The sequence below is a fragment of the Tabrizicola oligotrophica genome, assembly GCF_011008935.1.
Lineage (GTDB): Bacteria > Pseudomonadota > Alphaproteobacteria > Rhodobacterales > Rhodobacteraceae > Tabrizicola_A > Tabrizicola_A oligotrophica.
In genome coordinates this window covers 353708-366077 of the sequence record NZ_JAAIVJ010000003.1, presented here as the reverse complement: position 1 = coordinate 366077, position 12370 = coordinate 353708, and the positions used below count along the sequence as shown (strand labels likewise).

The following is a 12370-nucleotide window of genomic DNA, read 5'->3' as shown; positions in this document are numbered from 1 at the left end:
AAAGGCCCGCCTTGGCGGGCCTTTCCATTGGGCAAGGGCGTTGCCCTTACATGTTGTAGGCGCTTTCGCCGTGCGAGGTCTGGTCCAAGCCCTGCCGTTCGTCGTCTGCCGTCGGGCGCAGGCCAAGGGTCATGTCCAGCACCTTGAACAGGAGGAACGACACGCCACCCGACCACACCAGCGTCACCGCCACGGCCTTGATCTGCACCCAGACCTGCGTGCCCATGTCATAGGCGCCGGCCACGGCGGGGAACTGGGTATAGTCGAAGAAGCCCTGACCGCCGAGGCTCGGGTCAGCGACGATGCCGGTGGCAATCGCGCCGATGATGCCGCCGATGCCATGCACGCCAAAGACGTCGAGGCTGTCGTCATACTTCAGCTTGGCCTTCACGACCGAGACGAAGAAGAAGCAGACCGGCGACACCACAAGGCCCAGCACGATCGAGGTCATCGGCGTGGCAAAGCCCGAGGCCGGGGTGACGGCCACAAGGCCCGCCACAGCCCCCGTCACTGCGCCGAGAAGCGAGGGACGGCCATGGCGCAGCTGTTCCACCAGAACCCAGGCCACCGCCGCCGCCGCCGTGGCGACAAAGGTGTTGATGAAGGCCAGCGCGGCCAGACCGTTCGCTTCAAGGTTCGAGCCGGCGTTGAAGCCGAACCAGCCGACCCACAGCAGGGACGCCCCGATCATCGTCATGGTCAGCGAATGCGGCGCCATGTTTTCCTTGCCGAAGCCCACGCGCTTGCCGATGGCGATACAGCCCATCAGACCCGCGATCCCGGCGTTGATATGCACCACCGTGCCGCCGGCAAAGTCCAACGCGCCCCAGCCCCACAGGAGGCCCGCATCCGAGGTGTTGTCCGGCAGGAAGTCCGGGCCGGCCCAGTACCACACCATATGCGCCATCGGCAGGTAGACGATGGTCAGCCACAGCACCGAAAAGATCATCAGCGGCCAGAACTTGATGCGTTCGGCAAAGGCGCCGACGATCAGACCGGGGGTGATGCAGGCAAAGGTCATCTGGAAGATGACGAAGGCATATTCCGGAATATAGACGTTGTTCGAGAATGTCGCGGCATAGCTGCCGGTGCCGACCCCCGCGAGGAAGGCCTTGGACAGCCCGCCGATATAGGGGCTGCCGCCGGTGAAAGCCAGCGAGTAGCCATAGGTCACCCAGCAGATCGCCACGATGGCGACGATCACGAAGACCTGCATCAGCACCGACAGCATGTTCTTGCTGCGGACAAGGCCGCCATAGAACAGGCCCAGCGCCGGGATCGCCATCATCAGCACCAGCGCCGAGGAAATCAGCATCCAGGTGGTGTCGCCCTTGTCGACCATGCCGGCCATGGCGGCGGCGTCGGGGGCCTTGATCGGGCCCGTTGCCTCTTGCGCGAGGGCAGGCAGCGCGGCCAGCGTCGTGGCGGCACCCGCGCTCAGGCCAGCGAGTTTGTCAGTCATTCGCATGATGTGGTTTCCCCCTTAAAGCGCGTCGTCGTCGGTGTCGCCGGTGCGCACGCGCAGGGCTTTCTCGACATCCATGACGAAGATCTTGCCGTCGCCGATCTTGCCGGTCCGGGCGGTTTTGGTGATGGTGTCGACCACGGCTTCGGCCATGCTGTCGGCCACAACGATCTCCAGCCGCATCTTGGGCACGAAATTCACCGCATATTCGGCGCCGCGATAGATCTCGGTATGGCCCGACTGCGTGCCGAACCCCTTGATTTCCGTGACCATCATGCCCCGAACACCGATCGCGGTCAGCGCTTCGCGCACCTCGTCCAGCTTGTATGGCTTGATGGCGGCAATGATCATCTTCATGTCTCACCCCTTTCCTTGTCCCCGGCCCTGTTCGCGGACCGCATGGGGAAATGAGGCGGCCTTCGCAGGTGCAGCACAAGTTTGAGGCGCGGCAGAAAGGGGCATGAGGCGCGATTTGGCAGCATGTGCTGCATTAATTTGCGCGGATGCCTGAAATTTGAGCGAACCGGATAGGCGAATCATCGCCCATGCGGCTTCGCTTTGGCTGCGGAAGCGGCTAAGTTGCGCCAAAAGAAGATCACGCAAGACGGGTCGGGCAGAGGCATGGCGGGAACAGGCAAGGGACAACGCCCGATGGTGGCGGACAGGCGCTATGGCGTGCCCAAATCCACACGCAAACCTGCGAGCGCCCCACCACCGCCGCGCAAACCGCGCAAGGCGGCAAAGCGGCAGGGCGGGCTGATCTCGCGGTTCTTCGGTTTCCTCTGGCGGCTCACCTTCGGCATCTTCTGGCGGGTCATGGCCGTGACGGGGCTGATCTTTGCCGGTGTGGTGTTCTTTTTCTACGCCCAGCTTCCGCCGGTCACCGACCTGCTCGATGGTCGCGCCCGCGGATCGGTCACGCTTCTGGACCGCAACGACAGAGTGTTTGCCTGGCGCGGCGAAACCTTTGGCGGCCAGATTACCGCCGACAATGTCTCGCCGCACCTGCTGAACGCGGTGGTGGCGACCGAGGACAAGCGGTTCTACCAGCATTTCGGGGTATCCCCGCGCGGCATCGCCAGCGCCATCCGCATCAACCTGTCCGAAGGGCGCGGTCCGCTGGAAGGCAACGGTGGTTCGACCATCACGCAGCAGGTGGCAAAACTGTTGTGTCTGGGCGTGGTCTATGACCAGAGCAAATGGAAATCCGAGGCTGACTACGAAGAAGATTGCCGCTCGGGCGGGGTCTACCGCAAGCTCAAGGAATTGCCCTTCGCCGTGGCGATGGAGGTGAAATATTCCAAGGAAGAGATCCTGACGATCTACTTCAACCGCGCCTATCTCGGTGCCGGCGCACGGGGGTTCGAGGCCGCCGCCCAGCGCTATTTCGGCATCTCCGCCAATGAGGTGAACCCGGCGCAGGCGGCCATGCTGGCAGGTCTGTTGAAGGCGCCGTCGCGCTATGCCCCCACCAACGACCTGCAACGCGCGCAGGATCGGGCCAATATCATCATCGGCCTGATGGAGGAGCAGGGCTATCTGACCAAGGACGAAGCCGATGCGGCCCGTGCAAGACCGGCCCAGTTGTCACAGGCGGCGCAGACCAAGTCGGGCGGGTTCTTTGCCGATTGGGTGATGGAAACCGCGCCGTCCTTCCTGACCAGCGAGACCATGGAGGACGTGGTGATCCGCACCACGCTGGACACCAGCCTGCAGAAGAAGGCCGAAGAAGGTCTGGCCTGGGTCTTCGACAACAAGCTCAAGGAAGGGTCCAACGCCCAGGCTGCCATCGTCGTGATGAGCGCGGATGGCGCGGTGCGCGCCATGGTCGGCGGTCGCAAGATCGAAGCGGCGGGCAGCTTCAACCGCGCCACGCAGGCGCTGCGGCAAACCGGCTCGTCCTTCAAGCCTTTTGTCTATGCCGCCGCGCTGGATCAGGGCTGGTCGCCGATGGATTTCGTCGAGGACACCCCGCTGACCATCGACATTCCCGGCTCCGGCCCCTGGACGCCGAAGAACTATGACGGCGAGTTCAAGGGTCTCATCACCCTGACCCAGGCGCTGGCCGAAAGCCGCAACATTCCCGCGGTTCGGGTCTCCGAGGCGGTCGGGCGCGAGAATGTCCGCCAGATCGCCGCCGATTTCGGCATCGCCTCCGACATGGCTGCCGGTCCCGCCCTGGCGCTGGGCGCCAGCGAATCCACTCTGATCGAGATGACCGGCGCCTATGCCGGCATCCTGAACGGCGGCTCCTCGGTGTCGCCCTATGGCATCCGCATTCTGGAAGTGCCGGGCAATGAAGAGCTGAACATGTTCACCGAAACCGGCATCGGCGAGCGGGTGATCAGCGAAGAGGCGGCGCAGCAGCTGGTCTACATGATGGCGCAGGTCGTCAACGACGGCACCGGCACGCGGGCGCAACTCGATGGGCGCCCGGCAGCGGGCAAGACCGGCACGACCACTGCCGGCCGCGATGCCTGGTTCATCGGCTTTACCGCCGATTATGTGGCGGGCGTCTGGATGGGCTATGACGACAACACGCCCTTGAAGGGCGTGACGGGCGGCGGATTGCCGGCCGAGATCTGGCACGAAGTGATGATGCGTGTGCATGACGGCCTGCCCGTCACCGAACTGCCGATGCTGGTTCCCGCGCCGCGCCAACCCCCGGTGCCCGATCCGGTGCCGCAAACTCCGGAAGGGTTCTTCCAAAGTCTCGACGAGGCCTTGGGCGGCCTGGTCAACGGGGGCGGGCAGACGAAACAGGAAAGACGGCAGGAAAGAAAACGCCAGAAGCAGTTCAGGAAGGATCAGCGCTAGACGTTTCGTCCTGATTGGATTGCGGCGCGCTGCGCAGTTTGGCCAGTTGCACCGCGAGAATGCCCAGCGTCGCCACCGCGACCCCCAGCATGTCCAGCCCGCTGATGGCTTCGCCCAACAACACCGCAGCGATCAGCACGCCGAAGAACGGGTTCAGGAAGTGGAAGGCCGAGGCCTTGATCGCCCCGATGCGTCCGACGAGGTAAAACCAGATCAGAGTCGCCGCCAGTCCCGGTACGGCGATCTGATAGGCGAAGGCCGCCGCCAGCCGCAGAGTCGGGGTGACACGCAAGGGCTCTGCCACCAGCGCGACCAGCGTCAGGGCGGCCGAGCCGACCAGCATCTGCAACCCCACCACCATCAGCAGATTGCCGCCGGCGCTTGCTCCGCGCACGGTGAGAGTGGCCACCGCCAATGCCGTCGCGCCGACGACGCACAGCATGACGGCAGCCGGGTCGGCCCCCGCCTGTATTCGGCTGCCCATGATGAGCGCCACACCGACGAACCCGGCGATCATGCCGGCAATGCCCAGGGGGGCCAGTCGCTCGCCCCGCAGCGCCCAGCCCAGAGCGGCCACGACGAGCGGCATGGACGAGGCGATGATGGAGGCCAGCGAGGCCTCGATCCGCTGCATGGCGACGAAGAACAGGCCAAGATACAGCGCGTTCTGGCACAGGCCGAAGATCACCACGGCGCGCGCCTGTTGCCCGGGAAGCCGCCAGCTTTGACCCAAGGCGCGCGCAAGGCCCACCGCCAACCCGCCAGAGATCAGGAAGCGCAGCGCCAGCGACCACAGGGGCGGGGCGTCCAGCAGGATGATCCGGGCCGAGGCGAAGGCCGACGACCACATCACTGCGAAGGTCAATCCCAGCGCGACGGCCCTGACATCCATGTCGTCCTCCATGAAAAAGGGCCGCCCCTTGGCGACCCTTTCCGTATTTCAGCCTGCCATCCGATCAGGCGTTGACGCTGTCTTTCAGCGCCTTGGCGATCGAGAACTTCACCTGCTTGTCGGCGGGCTTTTGCACCATTTCATTGGTGGCCGGGTTGCGCACCATGCGCTCGGCCCGCTCGCGGCAGACCACCTTGCCCAGACCCGGCAGCGTGACCGCGCCACCAGCGGCGACTTCCTTGGCCACAACTTCGGCAATCGCGTCCAGCGCGGCGCCAGCGGTTTTCTTGTCGGCGCCCATGGCGTCGGCGATGGCAGCCACCAGTTGGGTCTTGGTCATCGGTTTGGTCATCTTGTCATTCCTTCGATTGGGGCCGGATCAGGTTCCGGTCAAATCATGCCTTGCGGCGACGGCATGGCTTCCCATGTTTCAAGCCTGTAACGCAAGGGGTTTTTCCTTTCCGTCCCGGCTTTTCCTGCCTCACGAAGCGTCAAAGGAAGGCGGTTTCCTCGAAACTCCGCAGCTTGCGGCTGTGGATGCGCGCCACCGGCGTCTCGCGCAGCCGCTCCATGGCGCGGATGCCGATCTGCAAGTGGCGGCTGACCTGTGTCTTGTAAAAGTCGCTCGCCATGCCCGGCAGCTTCAGCTCGCCATGCAGCGGCTTGTCGCTGACACACAGCAGCGTGCCATAGGGCACCCGGAACCGAAAGCCGTTGGCGGCGATGGTGGCGCTTTCCATGTCCAGCGCGATGGCGCGCGATTGCGACAGGCGGCGCACCGGGCCGGACTGGTCGCGCAGTTCCCAGTTGCGGTTGTCGATGGTGGCCACCGTGCCGGTCCGCATGATGCGCTTCAGCTCGTAGCCTTTCAGCTGCGTGACCTCGGCCACCGCCTCTTCCAGCGCGATCTGGATTTCGGCCAGCGCCGGGATCGGCACCCAGACGGGCAGGTCGTCATCCAGCACATGATCCTCGCGCAGGTAGGCATGGGCGAGGCAGAAATCTCCAAGGCTCTGGCTGTTGCGCAGCCCCGCGCAATGGCCCACCATCAGCCACGCATGCGGCCGCAGCACCGCGATATGGTCGGTCGCGGTCTTGGCATTCGATGGCCCGACCCCGATGTTGACCAGCGTGATGCCCTGCCCATCGGCGCGTTTCAGGTGATAGGTCGGCATCTGCGGCATCTTCGAGGGCTGCACGATCGCCCCGTCCGGCGTGAAGATTTCCTGATTGCCGGTGGCGACGAAGCTGACATAGCCCTGCGATTTGTCGGCCAGCATGGCGCGGGCGTAGCATTCGAACTCGTCGACGTAGAACTGGTAGTTGGTGAACAGCACATGGTTCTGGAAATGCACCGCATCGGTCGCGGTGTAATGGCTGAGCCGCGCCAGCGAGTAATCCACCCGCTGCGCCGTGAAAGGTGCCAGCGGCATCGAGCCGTCGTCGTTGAAAGTCCGGGTGCCGTTGACGATGTCGTCGTTGGTGGTGGCCAGGTCCGGCACGTCAAAGACATCGCGCAGCGAGAACTCCAGCACGCCCTCTTGCGGCACCGCGACAGTCGGGTTGCCGGCCACCGCGAAATGCACCGGAATGGGGGTGGCCGAGGGGCCGATCTGCACCGTAACGCCGTGGTTTTCCATCAGCAGGGCGATCTGCTGGGTCAGATAGGCGCGGAACAGGTCGGGCCGGGTGATGGTCGTCGCATAGGTGCCGGGGCCGGAGACATGGCCAAAGGACAGGCGGCTGTCGACCTTGGCATGGCTGATGACGGTGAGGCGAATCTCGGGATAAAAGGCACGGACACGGGTTGCGGGTTTCGCCCCCTGAACGGCCTGGCTGAAATGACTGGCCAGAAAGCTGGTTGCCTCGGCATAGAGCGATTCAAGCCGGGCGACGGCTAGGGCTGCGTCGTCAAAGGCTTGCGGGTCGGTATGTTCCGGGGTCAGGACCGGAATGGGATCGTCTTGCATCTGTTGCTTCTTCCGTTTGATCGCGCATCTAAACCGGAAGCGGGCGGGTGCCGCAAGTGAAGTCTTGATGACGTCAGGCGACGCGGAACAGCACGATCTGCGCCCGGTCATCGGCATGGGCCGGGTCGATCGTCGCCGCGGCCGGGCCGTAGACCTGCACCTCGATCACCTGCATTCCGGCGATGTGGCCTGCGTCTTGCAGGTTGGCGAGCGCCCGGTCAAAGCCCATGGCCTGCCAGACGCGCAGATTGACCGACAGGGCAAACCGCGCCCCCGGCAGGGCCAGCGCCAGAAGGTTGGGCAGGGCGTCTGGCCCGACATGGCCGGCGGTGAAGGTGCCGGAGCTGACGAGGCCGCCATATTGCCGCGGCAGGGCAATCGGCCGGGTGATATCGGCCTGTGTCAGGCGGCGGTAAATCCCTTTGGCCCTTGCCCGCTCCAGCATTTCCGCCGAGAAGTCGACCGCATCAATCGGGCCGTCCTGTCCCATGTCGCGCAGCCGTTCTGCCAAAAGACCGGTGCCGGCTCCGATGTCCAGAACCGGGCTGCCGCCTCCGGCGGCCATGAAGGCTGCCGCGACATGGGCCGGGAGGCGATACTCCATGTCGCTGGCAAAGCCCGCATCATAGCTTTCCGCCCAGGCCCTGTAATGGGCAAGACAGGCTTCGGGGCTGGCAAGGGTCAGGGCGCCAGAGAGGTCGGGGTTGGTCATGCAACGATGCTGAGGCAAGGCGTCGCGCCGATCAAGCCTTGCCGCGACGCCGGCCTGTCGCAATAGTGCGGCCATGAACACGCTGCTTTCTCTTGGCCATGGCTATACCGCCAGCGCACTTGCCGCCCGATTGTTGCCGAAAGGCTGGACCGTCATTGGCACCTGTCGCACCCCGGCGCGCGCCGAGGAGTTGCGCGCCGCAGGGGTGGAGCCGCTGCTCTGGCCCACCGATCTGGCCGCGGTCTTGACGCGCAGCACCCATATCCTCGCCTCTGCCGCGCCGGACTCGGTGGGCGACCCGTTCTTGCGGGAGGCCGGGACGGCGCTGCGTGCGGCGAAGCCGGTATGGGTCGGCTATCTGTCGACCACGGCGGTTTATGGCGACCACGAGGGCGGCTGGGTGGACGAAGGAACCCCGGTCAACCCGCAATCGCTGCGCGCCCGGCAACGGGTTCTGGCCGAAGAGGCGTGGCTGGCCACCGGTCTGCCTGTCCACATCTTCCGGTTGGCCGGCATCTATGGTCCTGGTCGCGGGCCTTTCGAAAAGGTGCGCGACGGCAGCGCGCGACGGATCCTCAAGCCCGGCCAGGTGTTTTCCCGCATTCACGTCGAGGACATTGCCCAGACGTTGGCCGCGTCCATGGCCTGCCCGAACCCCGGCGCAATTTACAATGTCTGCGATGACGACCCGGCCCCGCCCGAGGATGTTCTGAGCCATGCCGCCGATCTTCTCGGCCTGCCCGAGCCGCCCGCCATTCCCTATGATGAGGCGCAAATGACCCCGATGGCGCGCAGCTTTTACGCCGAGTCAAAACGGGTGCGGAATGACCGGATCAAGCTCGAGTTGGGGGTGACGCTGCGTTATCCCGACTACCGCGCCGGTTTGGCCGCGTTGCTGGATTCGCAATAAACTTGCAAATATGCAAGATTCGTGCATATTGGAATCATGAAATCCGATTCCGATCTTGGCTCCCGTATCCGCGCCCTGCGCTTGTCGCGTCAGCTTTCGCTGGCCGAAGTGGCCGCGGGCACAGGGGTTTCCGAAGCCACTATGAGCCGGATCGAGACCGGGCACAGCCAGGTCTCTGCCCCGCACCTTTACGGGTTGGCGCAGATGTTCGGCGTCGAGATCGCAGATTTCTTCCAGGAGGACAGCCCGCTTCGCGGCCGCCGCAGCCTGACCCGCGCCGGTGAAGGGGCGGCATTTGCGACCCCGCGACTTGAAGCGCGGCTGATAGCCGGCGATCTGCGGCAAAAGGCGATGCATCCCTTCGTCAACCGCACCACTGCGCATGATCCGGCGCAGGTCGGTGGGTTGTTGGCACATGCGGGCGAGGAATATCTGCATGTGCTGCAAGGCCCGCTGATCTTTGTGTCGGAAAGTTACACGCCGCTGCGGCTGGAAACCGGCGACAGCTTGTATTTCGACGCCACTGACCCGCACGCCTATCTGACGGAGCAAGGAGCCGAGGCCGTGTTCCTTGTAGTCTCCTCGGCCATTTCCCCGCATCCGCTTGCAAAGGACGCCCCCTCATGACCGATGCCATTCTTGCCGAAATCCTGTTGCCGACCAATGAGCTGCGCAATGATCTGCCGTTCTTTACCAAGACCCTTGGCATGCGGCTGGAGAACATCTTTCCCGCCGACAATCCTTCGGTTGCGACGCTGTCAGGCCATGGGCTGCGGGTGCGGATCGACAGATCTGCCAAGGTCGGGCCGGGCAAGATCCGCATCCTGACCGATGATCCGGCCAGTTTTGCCGGTGGGCTGGACCGGCTGCTGGCACCGAACGGCACCGAGATCGAGGTGGTGGCGCTGTCGCCGCAGCTGGTGCAGCCCAGGACCGTGCATGAATTCGGTGTGCGGCGGCTGAAGGATTCCGCGCCCTGGGTCATCGGCCGGGCGGGGATGCAATACCGTGACCTGATCCCCAGCCGCCTCGGCGGGTCGATCATCGCCAGCCATATCCGCATCCCGGACGGTGGCCCGGTACCGGATATGGTGCATTACCATACCGTCGGCTTTCAGCTGATCTACTGCTACAAGGGCTGGGTCGACGTGCTTTACGAAGATCAGGGCAACGAGATGCTGCGGCTTTCGGCCGGCGATTGCGTGATCCAGCCGCCGGAAATCCGACATCGGGTGTGCCATGCCTCGCCGAACATCGAGGTGATTGAGATCGGGGTTCCGGCCGAACATATCACCACGATCGACCACGACATGACTCTGCCGAACGGCAAGGGCGACCCGGCGCGCGAATGGCAGGGTCAGCGATTCGTGCATCATGTGAAGGACAAGGCGGTTTGGCAGCCCTTCCGCATTCCGGGCTTTACTGCCCGCGACACGGGCATTGCAGCGGGCACACGGGGGGTTGCGAATATTCAGGTGGCGAGGTTCGACGGCGGTACGCCGCCCGCAACGAAGCATGACACGGACATCCATTTCACCTTCGTTCTGGAAGGCACCATGACGCTGAAAGCCAGGGGCGAGCCGGACCGCACACTTTCGGCGGGGGATGCTTTTGTCATCCCGCCGGGGATGGCGGTGCAATACGGGGACTGTTCGGCGGATCTGGAACTGCTGGAGGCGACGCTGCCCGCAGGCTTCACGACCACCGTGACCAACCTTTAGCGGCGGGTCAGGATCAATACGCCGCACAAGATGATGATCGCCGCGCCAATGAGCGTGGCGGCATCCGGGCGCTCGCCGAAGACCGCCATGCCGAGGGCCATGGCAAACAGGAGGCGCGTGTAGCGGAAGGGGGTGACGGCCGAAACCGCGCCCGTCCGCATGGCGCGGGTGAGGAAGCTGTAGCCGAGGACGCCAAAGACAGTGGCACCAAGGATCTGGGCGGCTTCGACCGGGTCGGGGAGTTCCGGGCGGTGGGTGACGGCAAGGATCACGGCACCGGATGCGGCCAGAACCAGAAAGCCCGCGGTGCCGAGTTGGGCGTTTGACAGCACAGGCGGCGCGGCGCGGGTGGCAAGATCGCGTCCGGCAAAGCCGATAAGGCCGATCACAGCCAGAAGCGACTGGGCGTCGAAGCCGTCAAGCCCGGGGCGCAGGATCACGAGGACGCCGATGAAGCCAAGGGTCGTCAGCATCCAGCGCCTTGCTCCGACCTTTTCGTCAAAGATCAGGGCAGCGCCGAGAACCACGACCAGAGGTGTCGCTTGCAGGATCGAGGAAGCGACGGACAGCGGCGTGAGGGCGATGGCAAGCGCGTAGAAGAGCCGGCCCGTCACTTCGAAGCAAGAGCGCAGCGCCATGGTGCGCGACCAGAGCGCCGGCGGCAGGGCAGGTTCGCTGGCGCGGTGGGACAAAAGAGCAAACCACAGCGCGCCACAAAGGCCCATGACCAGCAAGACCTGCCCGACGGGCAGGCTTTGCGCGGTCGACTTGATGAACATGTCCTCCACGGCGAAACCCGCCATGGAGAGGGTCATGAACAGGCTGCCGCGCTGGTTGTCGGTCATGGCCAAACTCCTCGTCGTCTTCGACGCTCGTCGTTGGACCCCGAGGAGCGCCGGAACGGCGACGATGAGGGGGTCAGATCAGCCCGGCGTGGCTCATCGCGGCCTTGATGCGGGCCTTGGTGCCGTCGGTCAGCGTGACCAAGGGCAGGCGCACGTCTTCGCTGCACTTGCCGAGGAGCGACAGGCCATACTTGGCCCCGGCCAGACCGGGTTCAAGGAAGATCGCCTCGTGCAGCGGCATCAGCTTGTCCTGATAGCCGAGCGCCTTTTTGTAATCGCCCGCCAGCGTCGCTGCTTGAAACTCGGCGCAAAGCCGCGGCGCGACGTTGGCGGTGACCGAGATGCAACCCACCCCGCCATGGGCGTTGAAGCCAAGCGCGGTGGCATCCTCGCCCGAAAGCTGGATGAAATCCGCCCCGCAGGTCGCGCGCTGCATCGAGACCCGCTCGATCTTGCCGGTCGCATCCTTGACGCCGATGATCCGCGGCAGCTTGGCAAGCTGGCCCATCGTGTCGGGCGACATGTCGACCACCGAGCGGCCGGGGATGTTGTAGATCACGATCGGCAGATTGCAGCAGTCGTGCAGCGCGGTGTAATGCGCCACCATGCCGGCCTGGGTCGGCTTGTTGTAATAGGGCGTCACCACCAGTGCGGCATCGGCGCCGACACTTTCGGCAAAGCGCATCAGCGAGATGCCCTCGACCGTGTTGTTCGACCCGGCCCCGGCGATCACCGGCACCCGGCCGCGGGCGGTTTTCACCACCACCTCGATGACGGTCTGGTGTTCTTCATGGCTCAGCGTCGGGCTTTCGCCGGTGGTTCCGACCGGCACGAGGCCGGTGGAGCCTTCGGCGATTTGCCATTCGACCAGATGTTTGAGCGTATCAAGATCCAGCTCGCCGTTCTTGAACGGCGTCACCAGGGCTGGAATGGACCCTTTGATCATGACACGTCTCCTTCTGGGGTGGGCATTTGCGCCCGGTTGCAAACGGAGCCTCAATAAACGGGCGGGGGGGAAATGCCAAGCATTGCCGATAC

General features: G+C 64.5%; 12 protein-coding genes. 4 read left to right on the top strand and 8 right to left on the bottom strand.

Going from position 1 to position 12370, the window contains the following annotated elements; all coding sequences use genetic code 11:
* Positions 1–46: 46 nt before the first annotated feature.
* Both G4Z14_RS08225 and G4Z14_RS08220 read right to left on the bottom strand, forming a co-directional pair.
* Positions 47–1468, bottom strand: coding sequence for an ammonium transporter (locus G4Z14_RS08225; protein WP_164624552.1), 1422 nt, complete (start codon positions 1466–1468; stop codon positions 47–49).
* A 15-nt stretch (positions 1469–1483) separates the two neighbouring features.
* On the bottom strand, positions 1484–1822 hold the full coding sequence (locus G4Z14_RS08220) for a P-II family nitrogen regulator (RefSeq protein ID WP_164624551.1): 339 nt from the start codon (positions 1820–1822) through the stop codon (positions 1484–1486).
* Positions 1823–2086: 264 nt separating this feature from the next.
* On the opposite strand from G4Z14_RS08220, the gene G4Z14_RS08215 reads away from it, so the two are divergent.
* Entirely contained in the window at positions 2087–4282 is a 2196-nt protein-coding gene (locus G4Z14_RS08215) for a transglycosylase domain-containing protein (RefSeq protein WP_164624550.1), read from the top strand.
* On the opposite strand, the gene G4Z14_RS08210 is transcribed toward G4Z14_RS08215, so the two are convergent.
* The 4 genes from G4Z14_RS08210 to G4Z14_RS08195 all read right to left on the bottom strand — a co-directional run bounded on the left by G4Z14_RS08210 (position 4263) and on the right by G4Z14_RS08195 (position 7856).
* Positions 4263–5174 carry a DMT family transporter gene (locus G4Z14_RS08210; protein ID WP_164624722.1) on the bottom strand — a complete coding sequence of 304 codons (912 nt, stop codon included), beginning with the start codon at positions 5172–5174 and terminating at the stop codon, positions 4263–4265. The two genes, G4Z14_RS08215 and G4Z14_RS08210, sit on opposite strands and share 20 nt — an antisense overlap.
* A gap of 64 nt (positions 5175–5238) precedes the next feature.
* Positions 5239–5526 (bottom strand): HU family DNA-binding protein, encoded by a 288-nt coding sequence (locus tag G4Z14_RS08205; protein ID WP_164624549.1) that lies wholly within the window; start codon positions 5524–5526, stop codon positions 5239–5241.
* 139 nt (positions 5527–5665) lie between these two features.
* Positions 5666–7144, bottom strand: a complete 1479-nt coding sequence (locus G4Z14_RS08200; protein ID WP_164624548.1) for an AMP nucleosidase — start codon at positions 7142–7144, stop codon at positions 5666–5668.
* A 73-nt stretch (positions 7145–7217) separates the two neighbouring features.
* Positions 7218–7856 (bottom strand): class I SAM-dependent DNA methyltransferase, encoded by a 639-nt coding sequence (locus G4Z14_RS08195; RefSeq protein WP_164624547.1) that lies wholly within the window; start codon positions 7854–7856, stop codon positions 7218–7220.
* Positions 7857–7929: 73 nt separating this feature from the next.
* Between G4Z14_RS08195 and G4Z14_RS08190 the strand changes: the two genes are divergently transcribed.
* The 3 genes from G4Z14_RS08190 to G4Z14_RS08180 are packed head-to-tail and all read left to right on the top strand — an operon-like array spanning position 7930 to position 10487.
* Entirely contained in the window at positions 7930–8766 is an 837-nt protein-coding gene (locus tag G4Z14_RS08190) for an SDR family oxidoreductase (protein ID WP_164624546.1), read from the top strand.
* A gap of 36 nt (positions 8767–8802) precedes the next feature.
* Complete coding sequence (locus tag G4Z14_RS08185) at positions 8803–9393, top strand: helix-turn-helix domain-containing protein (RefSeq protein WP_164624545.1); 591 nt, start codon at positions 8803–8805, stop codon at positions 9391–9393.
* Positions 9390–10487, top strand: coding sequence for a cupin domain-containing protein (locus G4Z14_RS08180; protein ID WP_164624544.1), 1098 nt, complete (start codon positions 9390–9392; stop codon positions 10485–10487). Before G4Z14_RS08185 ends, G4Z14_RS08180 begins: the two co-directional genes overlap by 4 nt.
* On the opposite strand, the gene G4Z14_RS08175 is transcribed toward G4Z14_RS08180, so the two are convergent.
* Complete coding sequence (locus G4Z14_RS08175) at positions 10484–11332, bottom strand: DMT family transporter (RefSeq protein ID WP_164624543.1); 849 nt, start codon at positions 11330–11332, stop codon at positions 10484–10486. The two genes, G4Z14_RS08180 and G4Z14_RS08175, sit on opposite strands and share 4 nt — an antisense overlap.
* Positions 11333–11405: 73 nt before the next feature.
* A complete protein-coding gene (gene dapA / locus G4Z14_RS08170) occupies positions 11406–12278 on the bottom strand; it encodes a 4-hydroxy-tetrahydrodipicolinate synthase (RefSeq protein WP_164624542.1) in 873 nt (290 codons plus the stop codon).
* Between the last annotated feature and the right edge of the window lie 92 nt (positions 12279–12370).

Bases quoted from the DNA above. Each gene is read 5' to 3' on its own strand.
- G4Z14_RS08225 (WP_164624552.1), bottom strand. From the start codon at position 1,468: ATGCGAATGACTGACAAACTCGCTGGCCTGAGCGCGGGTGCCGCCACG.
- G4Z14_RS08220 (WP_164624551.1), bottom strand. From the start codon at position 1,822: ATGAAGATGATCATTGCCGCCATCAAGCCATACAAGCTGGACGAGGTG.
- G4Z14_RS08215 (WP_164624550.1), top strand. From the start codon at position 2,087: ATGGCGGGAACAGGCAAGGGACAACGCCCGATGGTGGCGGACAGGCGC.
- G4Z14_RS08210 (WP_164624722.1), bottom strand. From the start codon at position 5,174: ATGGATGTCAGGGCCGTCGCGCTGGGATTGACCTTCGCAGTGATGTGG.
- G4Z14_RS08205 (WP_164624549.1), bottom strand. From the start codon at position 5,526: ATGACCAAACCGATGACCAAGACCCAACTGGTGGCTGCCATCGCCGAC.
- G4Z14_RS08200 (WP_164624548.1), bottom strand. From the start codon at position 7,144: ATGCAAGACGATCCCATTCCGGTCCTGACCCCGGAACATACCGACCCG.
- G4Z14_RS08195 (WP_164624547.1), bottom strand. From the start codon at position 7,856: ATGACCAACCCCGACCTCTCTGGCGCCCTGACCCTTGCCAGCCCCGAA.
- G4Z14_RS08190 (WP_164624546.1), top strand. From the start codon at position 7,930: ATGAACACGCTGCTTTCTCTTGGCCATGGCTATACCGCCAGCGCACTT.
- G4Z14_RS08185 (WP_164624545.1), top strand. From the start codon at position 8,803: ATGAAATCCGATTCCGATCTTGGCTCCCGTATCCGCGCCCTGCGCTTG.
- G4Z14_RS08180 (WP_164624544.1), top strand. From the start codon at position 9,390: ATGACCGATGCCATTCTTGCCGAAATCCTGTTGCCGACCAATGAGCTG.
- G4Z14_RS08175 (WP_164624543.1), bottom strand. From the start codon at position 11,332: ATGACCGACAACCAGCGCGGCAGCCTGTTCATGACCCTCTCCATGGCG.
- dapA (WP_164624542.1), bottom strand. From the start codon at position 12,278: ATGATCAAAGGGTCCATTCCAGCCCTGGTGACGCCGTTCAAGAACGGC.